General features: G+C 59.3%; 18 protein-coding genes. 10 read left to right on the top strand and 8 right to left on the bottom strand.

Going from position 1 to position 17,523, the window contains the following annotated elements:
* Positions 1 to 327: 327 nt before the first annotated feature.
* On the top strand, positions 328 to 555 hold the full coding sequence (locus tag NW863_RS08340) for an indolepyruvate ferredoxin oxidoreductase subunit alpha (RefSeq protein WP_414365758.1): 228 nt from the start codon (positions 328 to 330) through the stop codon (positions 553 to 555).
* Positions 556 to 593: 38 nt separating this feature from the next.
* On the opposite strand, the gene NW863_RS08335 is transcribed toward NW863_RS08340, so the two are convergent.
* Both NW863_RS08335 and NW863_RS08330 read right to left on the bottom strand, forming a co-directional pair.
* Complete coding sequence (locus tag NW863_RS08335; protein ID WP_414365757.1) at positions 594 to 1,118, bottom strand: YIP1 family protein; 525 nt, start codon at positions 1,116 to 1,118, stop codon at positions 594 to 596.
* 461 nt (positions 1,119 to 1,579) lie between these two features.
* Positions 1,580 to 3,517, bottom strand: coding sequence for a protein kinase domain-containing protein (locus tag NW863_RS08330; protein WP_414365756.1), 1,938 nt, complete (start codon positions 3,515 to 3,517; stop codon positions 1,580 to 1,582).
* Between the two features lie 141 nt (positions 3,518 to 3,658).
* Between NW863_RS08330 and NW863_RS08325 the strand changes: the two genes are divergently transcribed.
* A complete protein-coding gene (locus tag NW863_RS08325) occupies positions 3,659 to 4,516 on the top strand; it encodes an inositol monophosphatase family protein (RefSeq protein ID WP_414365755.1) in 858 nt (285 codons plus the stop codon).
* Here NW863_RS08325 and NW863_RS08320 read toward each other — a convergent pair.
* Positions 4,471 to 5,454 (bottom strand): glycosyltransferase family 2 protein, encoded by a 984-nt coding sequence (locus tag NW863_RS08320; RefSeq protein WP_414338203.1) that lies wholly within the window; start codon positions 5,452 to 5,454, stop codon positions 4,471 to 4,473. The two genes, NW863_RS08325 and NW863_RS08320, sit on opposite strands and share 46 nt — an antisense overlap.
* Positions 5,455 to 5,515: 61 nt before the next feature.
* Entirely contained in the window at positions 5,516 to 6,583 is a 1,068-nt protein-coding gene (gene hemE / locus NW863_RS08315; RefSeq protein ID WP_414365754.1) for a uroporphyrinogen decarboxylase, read from the bottom strand.
* Between the two features lie 233 nt (positions 6,584 to 6,816).
* Between hemE and crtE the strand changes: the two genes are divergently transcribed.
* The 4 genes from crtE (at position 6,817) to NW863_RS08295 (ending at position 9,777) form a co-directional block, all read left to right on the top strand.
* Positions 6,817 to 7,710, top strand: a complete 894-nt coding sequence (gene crtE / locus NW863_RS08310) for a geranylgeranyl diphosphate synthase CrtE (RefSeq protein WP_414365753.1) — start codon at positions 6,817 to 6,819, stop codon at positions 7,708 to 7,710.
* 77 nt (positions 7,711 to 7,787) lie between these two features.
* Complete coding sequence (locus tag NW863_RS08305) at positions 7,788 to 8,249, top strand: divergent PAP2 family protein (protein WP_414365752.1); 462 nt, start codon at positions 7,788 to 7,790, stop codon at positions 8,247 to 8,249.
* A 42-nt stretch (positions 8,250 to 8,291) separates the two neighbouring features.
* Entirely contained in the window at positions 8,292 to 8,909 is a 618-nt protein-coding gene (locus tag NW863_RS08300) for a hypothetical protein (protein ID WP_414365751.1), read from the top strand.
* A 31-nt stretch (positions 8,910 to 8,940) separates the two neighbouring features.
* Positions 8,941 to 9,777 carry a SirB1 family protein gene (locus NW863_RS08295; RefSeq protein WP_414365750.1) on the top strand — a complete coding sequence of 279 codons (837 nt, stop codon included), beginning with the start codon at positions 8,941 to 8,943 and terminating at the stop codon, positions 9,775 to 9,777.
* Positions 9,778 to 9,875: 98 nt separating this feature from the next.
* Here the strand turns inward: NW863_RS08295 and NW863_RS08290 are convergent, their stop codons facing one another.
* The gene (locus NW863_RS08290; RefSeq protein ID WP_414365749.1) at positions 9,876 to 10,076 is read right to left on the bottom strand and encodes a hypothetical protein; all 201 of its coding nucleotides are present in this window, start codon (positions 10,074 to 10,076) and stop codon (positions 9,876 to 9,878) included.
* A 435-nt stretch (positions 10,077 to 10,511) separates the two neighbouring features.
* On the opposite strand from NW863_RS08290, the gene NW863_RS08285 reads away from it, so the two are divergent.
* Positions 10,512 to 11,339 (top strand): DUF1350 family protein, encoded by an 828-nt coding sequence (locus NW863_RS08285; RefSeq protein WP_414365748.1) that lies wholly within the window; start codon positions 10,512 to 10,514, stop codon positions 11,337 to 11,339.
* On the opposite strand, the gene NW863_RS08280 is transcribed toward NW863_RS08285, so the two are convergent.
* Positions 11,336 to 11,575: a hypothetical protein gene (locus NW863_RS08280; protein WP_414365747.1), complete on the bottom strand. Its 240-nt coding sequence runs from the start codon at positions 11,573 to 11,575 to the stop codon at positions 11,336 to 11,338. The two genes, NW863_RS08285 and NW863_RS08280, sit on opposite strands and share 4 nt — an antisense overlap.
* A gap of 752 nt (positions 11,576 to 12,327) precedes the next feature.
* Between NW863_RS08280 and NW863_RS08275 the strand changes: the two genes are divergently transcribed.
* Entirely contained in the window at positions 12,328 to 12,561 is a 234-nt protein-coding gene (locus NW863_RS08275; RefSeq protein ID WP_414365746.1) for a hypothetical protein, read from the top strand.
* A gap of 206 nt (positions 12,562 to 12,767) precedes the next feature.
* Here NW863_RS08275 and NW863_RS08270 read toward each other — a convergent pair whose 3' ends face one another.
* Together NW863_RS08270 and ribD are read right to left on the bottom strand one after the other, a co-directional pair.
* Positions 12,768 to 13,799, bottom strand: a complete 1,032-nt coding sequence (locus NW863_RS08270) for a hypothetical protein (RefSeq protein ID WP_414365745.1) — start codon at positions 13,797 to 13,799, stop codon at positions 12,768 to 12,770.
* Positions 13,800 to 14,144: 345 nt separating this feature from the next.
* Positions 14,145 to 15,251 carry a bifunctional diaminohydroxyphosphoribosylaminopyrimidine deaminase/5-amino-6-(5-phosphoribosylamino)uracil reductase RibD gene (gene ribD / locus NW863_RS08265; protein WP_414365744.1) on the bottom strand — a complete coding sequence of 369 codons (1,107 nt, stop codon included), beginning with the start codon at positions 15,249 to 15,251 and terminating at the stop codon, positions 14,145 to 14,147.
* Positions 15,252 to 15,407: 156 nt separating this feature from the next.
* On the opposite strand from ribD, the gene NW863_RS08260 reads away from it, so the two are divergent.
* Together NW863_RS08260 and NW863_RS08255 are read left to right on the top strand one after the other, a co-directional pair.
* The gene (locus NW863_RS08260; RefSeq protein WP_414365743.1) at positions 15,408 to 17,006 is read left to right on the top strand and encodes a glucose-6-phosphate isomerase; all 1,599 of its coding nucleotides are present in this window, start codon (positions 15,408 to 15,410) and stop codon (positions 17,004 to 17,006) included.
* A 125-nt stretch (positions 17,007 to 17,131) separates the two neighbouring features.
* The coding region (locus NW863_RS08255) for a glucose-6-phosphate dehydrogenase assembly protein OpcA (protein ID WP_414365742.1) at positions 17,132 to 17,523 on the top strand (392 nt) is incomplete at its 3' end.

Genomic DNA, 17,523 nt, shown 5'->3' with positions numbered 1-17,523 from the left:
TCATCTTCGTTGAGTCAACACAAGAGTACGGGCTTCACGCTTCACAAACTTGTTGGTACAGAGGTCTTGGCGTGCTGGCACCGTGCAACCCACGGCGGGAAACTCTCCGGAGATTGAACTTAATCTCCTCAATTGAAGCACAAACGGCTTCCATCCCGACACTGATTGGCTCTTGAGTCAACACAATTCACCCATACAGTGCGGGGCTTCCCGCCGATTAAGCTAAAATGACAAAGCCCTCTGCCGCCCACTGCCAACGATCCAACAGACTCTGGGTCAAGCGGATGGGAAGGTGTTGAGGTTGACTCGATTTAGTGAGAGGGATCCATGCCCCATACCATCGTCACCGATATTTGTGAAGGCGTTGCCGACTGTGTGGAGGCCTGCCCCGTCGCCTGCATTCACCCTGGGGACGGCAAAAATGCCAAAGGCACCGACTACTTTTGGATCGACTTTGCCACCTGCATTGACTGTGGCATCTGTCTTCAGGTTTGCCCTGTGGAAGGTGCGATTCTGCCAGAGGAAAAGCCGCACCTGCAGCGAGTGCCCAGCTAGCCGGGCGGGCTGCTTCTTCCCAATTTTGCAATTGCCTTTCAGCCCAGAGAAGCCAAAGCCACAACGGCGCTGCTCAACCAGTTCAAGGACAGGAGCCCGCCCAGGAAGGCCAACGGGATCAGGCCCGCCAGTCGCCACCACTCCAGATCCAGCGCCACTGCTGCCGCCCGCACCTGCCAAACCACAAACCACAACAGCGCCCCTAACCCGAGCAGGGATCCGGCCACCCCGCCTAGGGATTGGGCAGGTCCCAGCAGCAGCCAGGGCAAGCTAGCAAAGCCCGTCAGGCAGAGGAGCGCTGCAAAAGAAGGGGCAGCCCGCCCAAAACAAAAGGCCAGCGCCTGCAGCAAAGCCGCCAGGCTTACCCATCCCAGGGAGCCTGCCAGTAGCGCCAGCACCATGCTCGGCAGGTTTACCCCAAAGCGACGCACAGCCTCGAGAATGTTGAGCAGCGCCACCACCCCAAAAGCTTGCCAGAGAACAGGCTGTTGCCGCAGCGAGCGGAAGGTGCGCTCCGGCAGAAACCAAGCGCCGTAAATATTGTCCAACAGAGAGTCGAGCATGGCCGGCAAAAAGTCGGGCTGCCTTCCTATCCTAGCCGAAGGACAAAAGGGCTCCTGCAAAGCCAAGCAAGCAAATGCCGATCCCGTCCTTGGCAAATCCCTGATGAGCACTTGACAAGCACGGCCCGCAGATGCGGTATGATGGGCTAAGGATTCTGAGGCGTTGGTGACTGCCGTTACGTTTTTGCGATCGATACCCTTCGACAATTAGGACGGGTGTGGATGTGAGAGCAGTAAGCCAAACTCGATTTGGAAACTATCGATAGTCATCCCCGATGTCCTACACTGGCTTTTCCAGGTCGAAAACCACGGTAAAACGGCGCAATAGTATCCTCAAGAAGGCTCTCGCGAGAGGGCCTTCTTGCTCTTAATGGCTGCAGGGGATCCCTGGTCAGGTAAGTTTTGAGGGGAGCTGAGGTGGTGTGGGATGCGGGTTAGGCGGCCTGTTGTTTGGTCTGTGGTCAATTTTGAACGGCAGGGATGCGGCGCCAATTGAGGTTGGAAAGCACCAGGGCGCTGAGGGGGCGGGTGTGGACCAGCAGCCCGGCAAGGAGCAGCAGCCAATGGCTCAAGGCAGAGCCGGCCAGCAGCCAATGGATGAGCAGAGCTGCCCCTCCCCCTTCTACCCCTGCCGCCAAGACCCAGGCCCAGGCGACTTTCCCGTGCCGGGACAGGAGGATCCCTTGCAATCCACCGACGCCAAGCCCCACCAGCAAGCCACGCAGCGGGCTGGCCATCGCTTGCAAGGCGTTCTGTGGCCAGGGATCCCTGGGATCGAAAGCGAAGGTTGCCACCCCCACCTGAGGGGCCAGGGTATCTGCTGCCACCCAGCCCAAAGCCGTGGCCAGTAGCGTGGCCGCCACCCACCGCCAAGAAACCTGCCGTCGCAATACCGCCCACTGGAGTAGCCCCATTCCCAAGCCAAGGCTGGCCCCAGCCACCGCTCCTTGGAGCGAACCCAAAGCAGCTAGGAGGGGAGCTGCCACCCCCAGCCCCAGATAGCCAATCCCAGCCGCCGCCCAATTGGCCAGGAGCCAGACCAGGACCAATCCTTTGCTCTGGCGGGTCTTGCCTGAGGTGGGGAGGGTGGGCTTCGGGTGGGGGCTAACCTGTTCCTGGCCGACCTGCTGTTCAACCTCGCGCAGGCCCTGTTCTGCCGAGGGGTTGCCCGGCTCCAGCCGCAGCACTCCTTGATAGTCCATCTGGGCAAGGCCCCAATGGCCCTGCCGCTGGTGGGCCAGGCCGCGGTACAGATAGTAGCGGGCTTCGTTGGGGGCGCTCTGGATCAGCTCGTTGAGCAGGTGGATGGCCATTTTGTATTCGCCTGCCTCGATCAAATGCACCGCCCGCTGGAGCTTTTCCGCCTCAGCTTCCGACGCAGCCGCCTGCTGGGTAACCTGCTGGCCAAACCCCGCAGGGATCCGCTGAAGAGGAACCTGTTGAGGAGGAGCCGAGGAGGTGGGAGGCGGGATCTGATCCCCATAGACGGCTCGGAGCTGCTGGGCCAGCTCCTCCATGGTGGCCGGGCGAAGGGCAGGGTCTTTCTCCAAGCAACGCAGCACCACCCTTTCCAGGGCCTCAGGGATGGGGTGAGGCAGCGGATGGTCTTGAAAGGGGCGGGGCTGTTGGAAGTTGTGGACGTGGTACCAGCCCTGCAGGGTGTCGGTCTCCGGCTCGAAGGGCAGGGCACCGGTTAACAGCTCGTACAGCACCACCCCCAGCGAATAGATGTCGGAGCGGGCATCCAGCTTCTCTCCCCGCATCTGCTCCGGGGAAGCATAGACCATCGTGCCCAAAAAATACCCGGTTTGTGTCAGGCCACGGGAGGTCTCTCCCATGAGCTTGGAAATGCCGAAGTCCAGGATCTTGACCCGTTCCTTGCCGTCGGGCCCTTTTTGCACAAAGATGTTGCTGGGCTTGATATCGCGGTGGATGACCCCCCGAATCGAGTGTTTGCCCAGATCCATGTGAAAGTTGTGGGCGTGGTGCAGGGCCGAGCAAATTTGCAATGCCAAGTTCACCACCCGCTCTGGGCGCAAGGGGCCTTCCCGTGCCAACACATAGTCCAACCCCTGGCCGGTGTAGGGTTGGGCATTCAGATACTCCATCACCAGGTAGGGCTGGTTTTGGTAGAGGCCATAGGAGCGCACCTGCACAATGTTGGGGTGCTCGCCCAACAGAGCGCTGACCCTGGCCTCGTCCAGGAAGCGCTGCTGCAGTTGCTGGTAATACTCCGGCTCCATGTCTGGCGGCGGCGGGCGCAACAACTTGACGGCCACCGGCTCGTCATTCAACTGGGTATCCACCGCCTCGAACACGTTGCCGTAGCCACCCTCGCTGATGTGGTGGGTCAGTCGGTAGCGGTTGCCGATCAGTTGTCCAATGAGGCGCTGGTTCATGGAGGAGGACGGCCAGCCGAGGAGAGGACTTACCTAAATGATTCTAGTCAGCTTGAGGGCGCAAGACCTGTTGGTGAGGAATCCGCTACCATTGCCAACCTTTTTCGCCCCAAAAGCTGGGGATCCCGCTAGGATTGGGGCATGGGTGCTCTTTGTGAAACCGCCTCTCCTTCCCCCTTCTGGCTAGAGGTTACCGAGTTTGCCTTGCAGGCCACGGCAAAGGTCGGATCGCAGCTCTTGGCAGACTTTGGCCAGGCCTCCTCTACAGAAAAAGCGGACGGCAGCTTGGTAACCGCTTCTGACAAATGGGCAGATGACACCTTTCAAAAGGCAATTGCCGCGGCCTATCCGGCTCACGGCTACCTGAGCGAGGAGTCCAACCACATTTTCCCGGAGAAAGAGTGGTGCTGGGTGGTGGATCCCTTGGATGGCACCACCAATTTTGCCCGCGGGCTCCCCATCTGGGGCAGCTCGCTGGCGCTGTTGCACTGGGGCGTGCCCGTGTTTGGCTGTGTGCATCTGCCGCCCATCCGCCAGACTTTTTACGGCTACTGGCCTCAGTTTGCGGGCGATGCGCCGGCAGGAGCTTTTCTCATCCGCCACGACCGGGATCCCGTTCTTCCTCAGCCCATCCACCCCAGCACCGCCCCACCCGGCCCCAACCAACTGTTTAATTTTTGCTCCCGCAGCAGCCACTGGATTAGCCCGCAATTTCCCTGCAAAGCGCGGATGTTGGGGGGCGCTGCCTACAACCTGCTGGCGGTGGCCAGCGGCAGCCTTTTGGGAGCAGTAGAACGCTCACCCAAGATCTGGGATGTGGCGGCGGTGTGGGCCATCGTCAAGGGGGCCGGCGCCGTTTGGGAGCCCCTTGGCCCTGCTGACCCGGATCCCGGAAGGCCGTTGATCCCCGGCAAGGACTATGGCCGGCTGACCTATCCGACGCTGGTGAGCGCTCAGGACAGGTGGATCCCGCTATTTCGGGCTTTCATTGCTCTGTAGCTCTCGTAAACCGCCTGGACGTTGTACCAGTTGAGGAAGCAAACCCGACACAGCTCCAAGGCCAACTGCGAGCGGCCTTGCCGGATCAACCAGCGCAGCAGCGGCTCTAGCCGCTTCTCGTTCAGCCAGCCCCCCAGCGACAGCAGGCCCCATAGGCATTGATGCAGAGGCGTCAGTTGGATCATCAGGCGCACGGCCCAAGTGGGGTGCTTTTGGTAAAAGAGGATGCCCATGCGGCCCCGCTGCCGCTCCCGCTCGATGAGGGCTGGGATTTGCGCTAGCTCGAAGGGCGGATGCCAGTGGTAGCCGGTGGCCTGGGGGCACTTGACCAGGCGCAGGCCCAGGTGCTTCAGCCGCACCCCCAGCTCCAGGTCTTCCCAGCCGTAGAGGTGAAACCGCTCGTCAAAGGGGCCGGCAGGGGTTTCACAAGCCCGCTCCAGCCAATGGCGGGCGATGGCCACATTGCCGGTGGCAAAGAAGGCTGCCGAAAAATCGGTGGGCTTGAAGGGCTCGGAGCAGGGATCCTGGAAATTGCAGGTGTTGATCACCCGCCCATAGGTGAAGACCTTGGCTTCCTGGAGCGAACTGGGATCCCCCTTGACGCCGTGTCGCCGCAGCATCTGGGCATGAGCGGCCAAGAAATGATCCACCACCACCAGGTCGCTGTCGATAAAAACAATGATGGATCCCTGGGCATGGCGAAACCCCAGGTTGCGGGCGGCAGCAGGGCCGCGGTGTTCTTGGCACAAAAGCTTTATCGGCGGCAAATCTGGCGGCTGGCTCTGCAGCCATTCCACCGTGCCGTCGGTGGAGCCGTCGTCCACCACCACCACCTCGTAGCCGTCGTAAGGGCCAGGCTGCTGCTGGGCCAAAGCCTGCAGACATTTCTGCAAGATGGGACGGCGGTTGTAGGTGGGGATGATGACGCTGATGTACACCGGGGATCCCTGGCTCTTAAGGCAAACCCTACTCCTAGAGTCAAGGGGTTTTTCTATACGGCTAGAGAGCTTTGAGCAGCTCTGCCGATTGGCGCACCGTCTCGAAAAAGTGATGGACATTGGCCTCCGGAGTGGTGTGGTGCACGCCGTGGCCCAGGTTCATGATGTGGCCGCGGGGTCCCGCCTTTTGAATCACCTCCAGGGTGCGCTGCCGGATGAATTCCGGGGATCCCAGCAACACCATCGGGTCGAGATTGCCCTGCACCGCCAGGGATCCCAGGCGGGCCCTGGCCTCGGCCATGTCGCTCATCCAATCGAGGCTGAAGACATCGATGCCAGCTTTGCCCACCCGCTCCAACAAAGCGGCGCTGCCGTTGATGTAGAGAATGAGCGGCACCTGCGGATGCCGAGCTTTCACCTGATCCACAATTTGCTTTTGGTAGGGCAAGGCCCAAGCTTCGTAATCGCCGGGGCTGAGCTGGCCGGCCCAGGTGTCAAACAACTGCACCACCTGGGCACCGCACTCGATCTGGTAGATCACGTAGCGGGCAATGCTATCCGCCAGCTTGCTCAGCAACTGATGCAACATCTGCGGCTGAGTGAAGGCCAGGCTCTTGATATGGGCATAGTCTTTGGAGCTGCGGCCCTCTACGGCGTAGCAGGCCAAGGTCCAAGGGGAGCCGACAAAGCCCAGCAGCGTTGCCTTCCCTTCCACCTCGCGGCGCAAGGTGCTGAGTATGGTCTTGATAAAGGGCAGGCTTTCTTCCGGCTCTAAGAGATGGATTTGGTCGATTTGGGCCTGGGAGCGGATTGGCGGGTCGATGATCGGCCCCTGCTGCTCCACCAGCTCAAAGGGGATCCCCATGCCCTCAAGGGGGGTGAGGATGTCGCTGAACATAATGACGCCGTCGGGGGCAAAGGCGCGAAACGGCTGCAACGAGATCTCAATCGCCAGCTCCGGGATCTCGCAGCGCTGCTTGAAGGTGTATTTGCTCTGCAGCTCACGGTAGACCGCCATGTAGCGCCCCGCCTGGCGCATCATCCAAACCGGAGGACGATCCAGCACCTCCCCACGGGCCGCCCGCAGCAGACGGTCGCCATCGCCAAGCTGAGCAGATGAGTGGGACATAAGAAGACCAAGCCGGCTGAAGATCCTTAATGCATCCTGACATTGGGGGGACGGCTAGCGCAAGCTTGCGGCCCTTCCTCCTGACACTTTCCTTAGGGGTTGCAACTTGCTGTCACCGGCTGAGGAAGGCAGATCCCGACCTAGAGTGGACATGAGATAATGTCAGCTTGCAAGCCTGTTGTAGAACTACTCGACAGGGATCCCCCCATTGCCGAGTTGAGAGGAAACCCCGCTTGGTTGCCCAAACCTTTGACCTGAAAGTCTATCTGAGCCAGCGTCAGCAACAGGTGGAAGAGGCGCTTTCTGCAGCTCTGGTTCCCGCCTATCCGGAGCGCATTTACGAGGCGATGCGCTACAGCCTGCTGGCGGGGGGAAAACGCCTGAGGCCGATCCTCTGTCTGGCGGCCTGTGAGTTGGCCGGCGGCTCCGTGGAGCAGGCCCTGCCCACTGCCTGCGCCCTAGAGATGATCCACACCATGTCGTTGATCCACGACGACCTGCCGGCCATGGACAACGACGATTTTCGCCGCGGCAAACCCACCAACCACAAGGTGTTCGGCGAGGATATCGCCATTTTGGCAGGAGATGCCCTGCTGGCCTATGCCTTTGAGCATATCGCCAGCCAAACGCGGGGGGTGCCGCCGCAGCTGGTGCTGCAAGTCATTGCCCGTATTGGCCACGCAGCGGCAGCAACCGGCTTGGTGGGGGGCCAGGTGGTGGATTTGGAGTCGGAGGGCAAAGCCATTTCCCTAGAAACTTTGGAGTACATCCACAGGCACAAGACGGGTGCTCTGCTGGAGGCCTCGGTGGTTTCAGGAGGGATCCTGGCAGGCGCAGACGAGGAGCTGCTGGCCCGCCTGGGCCACTACGCCCGCGACATCGGCCTGGCTTTTCAGATTGTGGACGACATTTTGGATATCACTGCCACCAGCGAGCAACTGGGCAAAACCGCAGGTAAGGATCAAGCTGCCGCCAAAGCCACCTACCCCAGCTTGTTGGGCCTGGAGGCTTCCCGGCAGAAAGCCGAGGAGCTGATCCAATTGGCCAAGGAGGCGTTACGCCCCTACGGATCCCGGGCCGAGCCACTGTTGGCCCTGGCGGATTTCATCACCCGCCGTCAGCATTGAGACAAGAGGACAAGACAGATGGGATCCCTGTCCACCCTGTTGGAGACCCTGGTCGTGTTCCAGTGCCGGAGAGCCCTATGCTGCAGCAGTTGATGGCCAACCACGTCCTCTGGGTTGCTCTGCTGGCCAGTGTCTTGGCCCAGGCCATCAAGCTGATCCTGGCCTATGTGCGTTCGGGCAAGCTCAACCTGCGGGTTTTGGTGGAGACGGGGGGGATGCCCAGCTCCCACGCAGCGCTGGTGACGGCTTTGGCCGTGGGAGTGGGGCTGGAGGAAGGTTGGGACAGTCTGCTGTTTGCGGCAACGGTGGTTTTTGCTTTGGTGGTGATGTATGATGCTGCCGGGATCCGCCAGGCTGCCGGCAAGCAGGCGCGGGTGCTGAACCGTCTCCTGGAAGAATGGTTTGAGGAGAAGGGTGCAGATCGCTTCCAGGAGCCCTACTTGAGGGAGTTGCTGGGCCATACGCCCGTCCAGGTGATCGCCGGAGCAGCCCTGGGGGCAGCCTGTATCACGTTATCTTTTGCCCTGGGAATCACCTGAACGCAATTGGGGCATGCTAGAGCAGGAGCATCACCGGTGGTCATGGCCTCCAGTTCTCAACCTCGTCCGATCCAACGCTGCCCCGCCTGTGGCAAGCCGATCCCGGCCTATCGATATAAGTCTCCCTACTGCGACCACTGCGGCTGGCGGGCGGCCTCAGGCGGGCAAACCCCTCAAAAAGGCGGACCTGGGGGCCAGAGAGCCAGAGCTCAGGGGAATAAGATTCAGCAACACCTGCAGCGCCTCAGCCTGCCCCCTCTGTTGCAGCTGCTGTTGAAGTTCGACTTTTACCTCTATCTGGGCTGGGGGATCAGCCCTTTGTTTCCGCTAGTGGTGGAGCGACCACTGCTGGCCGAATCCAACTATCTGTTGCTGATCCCGCTTCTGTTGAGCTGGGGGCTGCTCTATCTGGCGGTGCGGGATCTGCCCTTGCCCCAGGACTTGCGGCTGCCGCGGCTGCTGCTGGATGTGGCGTTTATCCTGCTGCCCTTCTTCCAAAAAATCAACGTCTCCAAGGCCCCTAACCGACCCTACTGGAATGCTCTGCTCATCTGGGTCATCGGGACTCTCCTACTTGCCGCTGTGGGGCTTTGGAGCTTTAGCCTGCTTCTGACGGCGTTGACGCTGCTGTTGACCAGCTTCTGCACGCTCCTGTTCTAGCCGAGATGGTCGCCGAAAACTCCAGCCTCCCATGAGCATTCCTGTCGCCCGCCAACGCTTTATCCAGGAAATTCAATCAGATTCCATCGATCTGGGCCGAGCGGCCCTCTGGATTGCTCAGGAAGCCTATCCCGACTTGGATGTAGAAGAGTATTTGGCCGCTTTGGATGAGATGGCCGCAGAAGTGCAAGAGCGTCTTCCTCCCGAGCGCTACCCCCTGCGCGTCATCCGGATTTTAAATCACTATCTCTTTGAAGATCTGGGCTTTCGTGGCAACAGCAAAGACTATTACGATCCGCGCAACAGCTTTTTAAACGAGGTGATCGATCGGCGTACCGGTATCCCGATTACTCTTTCTCTAATCTATCTAGAGCTGGCGCGGCGGATCGATTTTCCCATGGCAGGGGTGGGCATGCCCGGTCACTTTTTGGTGCGGCCCTTGTTTGCAGACGCGGAGATTTTTGTGGATCCCTTTCATCAAGGGCAGATTTTGTTTCCGCAAGACTGTCAAGAGCGGCTGGCCCAAATCTATGGGCTCGGGATCCCTCTACAAGATCATCATCTCCGCCCCACTCCTCCTCGCCTAATCTTGGTGCGGCTGCTCAACAATCTTAGGCAGATTTACCTGAGCCGCGCCCAGCTAGAGCTTGCCTTGGCAGCAGTGGAGCGCATCTTGTTATTGATCCCAGAGTCCTTGCCCCACCTGAGGGATCGAGGCTTGCTCTGCTACCAGTTGGGGCGTTGGCAGCAGGCCCGTCAGGATCTGAGGCACTATCTCAAGCAGGCACCTTTCCACCCAGAGCTCAGCCACCCCGACGAGCGTTTAATCCGAGAGATCCTGCAAAGGCTAGAAACTTACTCTGACTAAGGTCGGGTGCAACAATTGTTCGAAAAAATCCTCCCATCGAACGATTAGTTGATTACCTAGGCAATATGGGCCTCACCCAAGAGCTCACCTCGCCATCCTTAAGCAGCGCTGGGGCCTTTGCAAGAGTCTGAAGCGGCTTTCACTTCCTGACGAAGAATTGCCTCTACCAGCTCATCTAGAGCTTCCAAATCAGATAGACTGTAGCCTTTTTCCCAAAGGATTTTGTTGATGGTCAACTCCTGCTGTAGCGTCAGGGTCGAGGATTGTAAGACCTCACTAACGATCTCGCGAATGCTCATTACAACCTCACGATCTCAAAAGAGAATTTATTATCTTAGCTCACAAGTCCAGGATGCAAGAAATACTTGACGTAGCCATCGTGAGGATCACGTATTTTGGCCAAAATCTAGGGCCGCCTATGCTAGCTTTACTCAGGGAAATTGCCAATGGTACTTTCACGGGGCCTCGCTGAGGCTTGGGAGCTTCCCAGGGAGGCTTGTCCAGTTTGCCCTTCCCAATCTTTTGCGAAGGGGGTGCGAGTGATGGGTTCACCCGATAGCTGCTGCAGTTCTGGCGACTTTGGGGCCAGTCGCACCCCGAGTGGGTTGCTGGGTCTAGGATCCCGGAGGGCGGGCCACTAGTCTGTCAGTACTCTATTAGGATGAAGTGGGATCCTGTCGGCTACCGGGTTTTGTGGGGAATCCCAGTCAAATCGCAGGTGAGGTTGCAGCACCATGACATTGACGTGGCAAACGGATGGACAAACTTGGTTTCTTCTGCCTCCCCAACCCCGTGCCGTGATCCACTTTCTGGGCGGAGCGTTTGTAGGATCCGCCCCGCAATTTTTCTACAGCCGCCTGCTGGAAGAATTGGCCCGCATGGGCATGGCCGTTGTGGCTACCGCCTACACCACCGACATTGATCACGCTCAAATTGCTTTCAAGGCAGCCCAATCTTTCCATAGAAGCCTGCAGAGCAAAGGTTTGATGGGGTTGCCCCTCTTTGGCTTGGGCCACAGCCTTGGCGGTAAGCTGCAGATCCTCTCCTGCCTAGCCCTTCCTTCTTTGGGATCCCAGCGGCGCGGCAATATTTTTTTGGCCTACAGCAATGCCGGCTTGGAGCGGGCGCTGCCGCTGTTGCAGGTGTTGGTGCAAGCATGGCCTCAACAACAACTTAGCGATCTGTGGCGGATGTGGATGGGATCCTCTTCGCCGCCGGTGAATCTGTGGTTGGAGTTTGAGCCTTCTCCGGCAGAAACCAATCGCCTTATCGAGGAGCAGTATCCGGTTAGAAACAACCTGCTTGTAGAGTTTCAGCAGGATGATATTGACGATATTCCGCTGCTCTATCAACAGCTTCGCCGCAGGTATGGAGGCTACACCGAATGGCAACGCCTGGAGGGGGATCACTTAACCCCGTTGGGTTTCAGCTATCCTTTCCGGGTCGAGGGGGAGTTCAGTCCCATCGATGCCTTCGCACAGTTGTTTTATCAAAACTTACTAGCTCCTAACCAACGAATGATCCAGAGTATTCGAGCCTGGCTGGCAGCACAACTGGCTTAATCGAGCCAGCTTAGGTCGGAAAGGAGCTCCTGTGAGTGGGGAGACTGGGCCTGCAGAGAAAACAGCATCTGTAGAGTGTCGCTCATCAAGAAGTAACAGGTTAAAACACCACCGGCAGCCATGGCCACCAGCGTTCCTGCCAACATACGCGAGAACTCCTGACGCTGAAACGCCTGTTCCATCAAGCGCAGCGCCCAGAACCCCAGTAGGATCACAATGGCAAGGATGATCAACATATCGTAATCTAAGCTGTAACCTATTGTAACGAAGCTGTCCCTCGACTGCCATTGACAAAACCTGGTTAAAACCTAAAGAGTTCTCTGTCCTCTGCGGCCAACAACTCGTTGGCAGGATAGCGGCGGGCGTGGCCCCCTGTGGCCTCCAGCCCTTTTGGCTGGCCTTGTCTGAGGCTATAGGCCCCAAGGGGATCCCGCCGGCAAAGATTGCTGGGCGGCTGGGTGTTCAAGCGGCCTACACCTGTTGCCCCTTGGGGGAAGCGCCGGCAACTGTTGCAAGATCTGGAAAAGGAGAAAGCTTCTGGGCGGATCCTCGCTCCTCAGGCCAATCCTCTGCAGGATACCAAAATACATCGACCCGCTGGCGGCTGCTCGCATTTACCCAGAGGGATAGCTTGGTAGTCCCGTACTTGAGTGCGGGGCGGAAAAGCCCGCAAGCAACTTTAGTTGCTCATCAATGGTATAGTTGTCACCGAGGCGTGCTGTTCCCAGGCAAGCCCCTAATCACGGTGAAAAACCCGACCGGTGGCAAGGATCCGGGAAAGACTAACGTCTCATCCAACCTGCAAGGACTCTGTCCCGCTGACGCGAACAGAAAAGTAAGCAGAACCTGGGGGCTTTGCCTTAAGGAACTGTCTAGAGGCGTCTTGACAGTGCCTTTGCGAGTTCGTTTTTGAACTGCGTAAGAATCCCCTGCCTTTGGGCGGTGGGAGTATCAATCGATGATCTAACTGCTGCTCGAGCGGTGGGGTATGGTACGGCGAAGGCTGGCCTGTGCGGTTGGATCCCTGGCACTTCAGCGTTCTCTGCAGACCCCTTTGCAGCAGCGTAGCCGGGCGCTCAACCGTCGCCGCAAACTGATTTACCGCAGAACTCGCCTACTCTACCAGCGCAACTTGCCCCTTTACCTGCGCAATTTGTTGTTGCAGTACCGCACCAGCTTTATCTACAACCTCAAAGCTAGGCCCGTGATCAGAACTCGCTAGAGGATGTCGAGCTATCTTTTCACTCTCAGCGCAATAGTTTTCACAGCGCGAAAAATAGGCAGATGGCGATGGACATTGCCCTACCGGAAAAGCCTGGATTTATAGTCAAAAATTGTTCTCTGTAAGCCTTATCTCCCCCTTCCTTCTAAGAGAGAGGCTGGGCTCCCTCTGAGAGAAAAGAGTTGGAAGTGGGAGCCAAGCTAAGGCTACCGAATTGTGAAGCGGCCAACTCCTATCTTCTCGCCGTTGACCTGAACCTCGACACGGTAGCGCCCAGTGTAGGGTTGGCTGAAGCTGAGAAAGCCTCGCACCGTGTCGGCCAAGGGATCCCAGGGAAAATCAAACTTGCGGATCAGTTGCTCGCCTCCGGCTTCTCCGCCCTCGTAGTACCAAAGCATCTCTACCTGGGCGTTGGCAGGGAGGCTGCTCACCGGCAAAATGGCCCAGACTAGGGTATCGGTGGTCTTGAACTCGGTTGTGGCCTCGCCAGGGCTGCCGTCCCCCCGACCTCGGTGCAGGCTGATCACGCTTGTCCCTGCCTCGTTTGGGGCCTTCTGGCTGTAGGCGCGGGCATCGGCTTGCGCTTCCTGACCGAGGCGCTCCAGCTCGGCCAGCAAATCTTCCTGCTGCTTCAGGGCATCGGTTGCTTCCTGCAGCCAGCGGGCGATCTGCCGCTCTGCGGTTGGGGCTTCTGGAGCTGGAGAAGAAGGCTTTCGGGCGACCCCCGTAAGGTTTTGGATGGGAAAGCCCCGAGCCGTCCCCACCTCGCTGCCCAGCAAGTTGAGCCAGCGACTCCGGATTGCGGGTGTCATCTCTGGCTTGGCGGCGTAGGCAATGCGCACAGGGCCGTCTGGGCCTTGGGTGATGCGGCCAATCTCATGCTCTTGGATCCCGGCAGCCTGCCCACGACAGCCGGCGCTACGGAACTCGTAGAGAACATCTTCTTCGCTCTCCCGGTGAAACTCCCAAGTCGTTTGGGGACAGTGTTCCAGGAGGTTATTCCGCATATTGTTTGCCAGGAAGCGGGGCGATTTTGGTACCTGAACGTTCATAACCGAGAGCATTTCTCTCCAAGAGGCCAAGCTCTCCTCGGGCCGTATGAGAACAGTCAATGTAGCCGTCTCAGTAACTTGGCGATCGGCAAAAGCCCACTCCCCCACATCTCCCTCGATGATGACGTTTCCTGACGAGGTGAGGAAAGCCGAGGCAAAGAGCAGGCCGGCAAAAAGGTTTAACATGAGATTTGTGCTGGGAAAGTTCTCAATCAGCTCGCCGGGCAAGCAATGAAAAACAACTGGACAAAGAAGCTAGAGTCTTCGTCATTACCTTTCGCAAGGTTCACCTCAGGAGAATCTTGACAGATCCCTACAGCTTGATTTTGCTGACCTTACCGAAAGATCTTTATGACCCCTTATAATATCGGCCAGCATAGCACAGTTGAGCTCAATTCTGAAACCTACTTTGCAAGAATGCTGTATTTTTCTGATCAGTATATTCATTTACATTGAACAGATATCAGTCTGTTCGTTCAGACACTTAAAACCCTCCGGATAGCCCTCGCGAATTTGTCAACAATCGATCTCTTAGTCATCGGGGCTAGAAGAGGGGATTTTCCCGGTGATCAGCCAGTTATCCCCCACAGTCTGCAGTTGCAGCTCCAGCAGTTGCCAGCTCTGGTTCAGGTCAGGGATCCCTTCGCCTCCTACGGGGGTTGGGGCGTCGGCCCCGCCCAGGATCTTGGGAGCGATGAAGGCGGCCACTTTCTGGATGGCCCCATCCTTGAGGGCAGCCCAGGCCAGGGTGCCGCCGCATTCCCAGAGGGCGCTCAGACAGCCTCGCTCAAAGAGAACCTGCGCTGCTCGAGCCGGGGTTACTTGATCCAGGTGCAGCAGCTCCACCCCTTGCTGGGCCAGGGATCGCCAGAGGGGATGGGTCTCGGTGGCTTCTGTCATCACCAAAGTTGGCGCCTCCTCCACCTGCCAGAGGTGGGCCACGGGGGGTAGGTTTAGGGAGCGGCTGAGAACCACCCGCAGGGGCTGGGATCCTTGAAAATCCGGCAGGCGGCAGGTCAGGCGGGGGTTGTCGTGCCAGACAGTTTTCGATCCTACGATGACCGCGTCGTGCCAGGCCCGCTGGCGGTGAACCCACTCTCGCGCCAGGGGGTTGCTAATCCACTGGCTGTGGCCGGTGACGGCAGCGCTCTTGCCGTCTAGGGTCATGGCGTATTTGAGCAGGCCAAAGCACTGCTTCCGCACAATGGCAAAGGCAAAGCCCTCGTTGAGCTCTTGGCACTCCCGCTCCAGCACTCCCACGGTTACCTCGACCCCGGCCTCCTGCAGGCGGCGGATCCCTTTGCCGGCCACCAGCGGGTTGGGATCCTGCATCCCCACCACCACCCGCCGGATCCCGGCAGCCAGGATGGCCTCAGTACAGGGAGGGGTGCGCCCGTAGTGGTTGCAGGGCTCTAAGTTGACGTAGAGGGTGGCGCCCTTGGCCAGGGATCCCGCCTGCTGCAAGGCCAACACCTCGGCGTGGGGCTGGCCGGCTCCCGGATGAACGCCTTCCCCCACCGCCTGATCCCCCCGGACAACAACGCAAGCTACCCGCGGGTTAGGGGAGGGGCGCTGTGGTGTGGAGCGAGCCAAAAAGAGGCAGCGTTCCATCCACTGCCGGTCACACTCTAGGGGCATGGGAGGAGGCCTGGGCCTGCACCGTTTAGGCCAGCATTGCAACAACCCGTGCCTCGAATTCTATCGGCTTCTTGGCCCAGGGATCTATCTCGCCGGCGGCACCTCCCAGCGGGGCGGCTTTGGTAAGCTGGTTACGGCTTTGGCAGGAGGGATCCCATGGACAGCCTCCAACTCTGGCAGCGCTACTGCGATTGGCTTTACTACCACCCTGAGCTGGAAATTTTTGTTGATATCAGCCGCATCCGCTTTACCCCTGCCCAAGTGGAGGCGCTGCGGCCTCTCTTTGCCCAGGCCTTTGCCCAGATGCAGGCTCTAGAAGCCGGGGCCATCGCCAACCCCGACGAAGGCCGCCAGGTGGGCCACTACTGGCTGCGGTCGCCAGAGCTGGCCCCCACGCCGGAGATCCGGCAGGCAATTCAGGAGTGTATTGAACAGGTGGAGACCTTTGCAGAAAAGATCCACCGCGGCACAATCCCGGCTAGTGGGGGAGGATGTTTCACCGAGCTGCTCTGGCTTGGCATTGGCGGATCAGCCCTGGGGCCGCAGTTTGTGGCCGAGGCCCTGGCTCCGCTGCAGCCGCCCTTGAACATCCACTTCATCGACAACACGGATCCCGACGGGTTTGATCGCGTGCTGGGGCGGCTGGCGGACAAACTGGGACAAACTCTAGTAATTGTTGCCTCCAAGTCCGGCAGCACACCTGAGTCGCGCAATGGCTTGGTGGAGGTGGCGCTGGCCTACCAGAAGGCCGGGATCCCCTTTCCTGCTCATGCGGTGGCCATCACTGGGCCTGGCAGCCAATTGGAGCAGCAGGCACGGCAGGAGGGGTGGCTGGCAATTTTTCCCATCTTCGACTGGGTGGGGGGGCGCACGTCAGAAACCTCGGCGGTAGGCCTGTTGCCGGCGGCGCTGCAGGGGATTGATATCCGGGCTTTGCTGGCCGGGGCCGCCACCATGGATGAGGCCACCCGCGTACCCCATCTGGAGCGCAACCCCGCTGCCCTCTTGGCCATGGCCTGGTACATCGTCGGCGAGGGGCGGGGGCGCAAGGATATGGTGGTTTTACCCTACAAAGATCGCCTGGCGCTGTTTAGCCGCTACCTGCAGCAGTTGGTGATGGAATCCCTGGGCAAGTCCCACGACCTAAAGGGCAACCTGGTGGAGCAGGGCTTAACCGTCTACGGCAACAAGGGCACCACGGATCAGCACGCCTACGTGCAGCAGCTGCGGGATGGTCTCAACAACTTCTTTGTGACCTTCATCGAGGTGCTCCAGGATCGCGAGCCCGGGATCCCTTCCCCCTTTGTAGAGCCCGAGGTAACCAGTGGCGACTACCTAGACGGCCTGCTGCAGGGCACCCGCCAAGCCCTCTACGAAAACGGGCGCGACTCCATTACCGTAACCCTGCCGCGGGTGGATGCCCGCTCCGTGGGAGCCCTGATTGCTCTCTACGAACGGGCAGTGGGCCTCTACGCCTCTCTCATCCAGGTCAACGCCTACCACCAGCCGGGGGTGGAAGCGGGCAAGAAAGCAGCCAACGCCGTCCTGCAGCTCCAGCGTCAGGTGCTGGAGGTGATGCGAGAGCAAAAGGGATCCCTGACCTTGCCCCAGTTGGCGGAAAAACTGGGCTGCCCGGAGCGCGTCGAAACGCTGTACTGGATTGTGCGTCATCTGCATGCCAATGGCCGCGGCTTGGTTTTGGTGGGGGATCCCGGTCGACCCCTGGAGCTGAGCATCCAGCCCCGGCCCGCCTAAGCCTGCTGTTGCCTGGATGGGGTGCGAGGGCTGGAGCCGGCCAATCTGTACCTCACCTTAAGCTCCTCCAGAGCAGCCGGCCTACCTGTCTAGGATTGAGCAAGAGCCCACTGCAGGAGGAGACGATGGATCAACCTGCCGCCGTCCTGCCTTTACAAACCCCAAAAGATGTCTCCATCGAGGACATTGAGCAGGAGCTGAACAAGATCTGGTCTTCCAAAGGAGAGAGCGTCGCTGCCCGCGCCGCCACCTTTACCCTGGTGGTGTATGAATCGCTAGACGATGCCCTGTTGCTGCCCTCCCCCACCGTTGAAGCCATTGCCAGTCAGAACCCCTGCCGCGTCATCGACCTGCGGGCCAAACGGGAGGGAGCCGCAGAGGACGCCATCGAGGCCCAGGTAGCCGCCTATTGCCCGGTGACCCGTGAGCAGCGCAGCTCACTGGTGTGTTGCGAATACATCACCCTGAAAGCGCCGGAAGCAGCTCTTGTACGGGCTTGCAGTACTGTTGCCTCGCT

The organism is Synechococcus sp. B60.1, assembly GCF_047462555.1.
Classification (GTDB): Bacteria; Cyanobacteriota; Cyanobacteriia; order Thermostichales; family Thermostichaceae; genus Thermostichus.
This window is presented reverse-complemented; position numbering and strand designations above follow the sequence as displayed.